Source organism: Anoxybacillus sp. ST4 (assembly GCF_019448545.1).
Taxonomy (GTDB): domain Bacteria; phylum Bacillota; class Bacilli; order Bacillales; family Anoxybacillaceae; genus Anoxybacillus; species Anoxybacillus pushchinoensis.
This window is the reverse complement of sequence record NZ_JAHZOE010000073.1, coordinates 1-502: the sequence shown is the minus strand read 5'-3', so window position 1 is coordinate 502 and position 502 is coordinate 1. Positions and strand designations below refer to the sequence as shown.

At 45.0% G+C, this 502-nt stretch carries 1 protein-coding gene; it reads left to right on the top strand.

Annotated features, from left to right (window positions below; genetic code table 11):
* Positions 1 to 371, top strand: a 371-nt coding sequence (locus K1I44_RS15050) for a UPF0236 family transposase-like protein (RefSeq protein WP_219986631.1), incomplete at its 5' end; no start/stop codon positions are given.
* Positions 372 to 502: the final 131 nt, after the last annotated feature.

Sequence of the window (502 nt, the reverse complement as noted above, 5' to 3'; positions counted from 1 at the left end):
GTGACTATCGCGTATGGTTGAAGGAAAAAGGGATCGACACGACAAACATGAGGGCGATGGGGAGTGCGGAAGGAACGATGCATGTGTTTGCGAAACGAAGTAAAAACGGTCGAAGTTGGAGGGATGCAGGAATTGAAGCGATGTTGCGAGCGATCGTCGCGATAAAAGATACGTTACTCATTCGGACACGCGATGGAGTGATGTATGGCGCGGAAGAACGAGAAGAAACGAAACGAGAAACGATCGTGAAAAAAGCACTGAAGCGCGTGCAAACGCAAATGACAGAAGTGGTACGAGATAACATCCCATACCTTCGCCAGTCTTCAGGGGCACCGATTTACGAGGCATTGCAAGCATTGAAAGGTTTTTAAAACGAGGGAAAACGCACATACCTACAGGATGAGAGCAAGTAAAAGCGCTTACATATAACGATTTTATAAAACCATATATAACCAAAAAAATCGGTCGAGAAAAAAATCTCCCACAAAGTCTTGACTCAAAC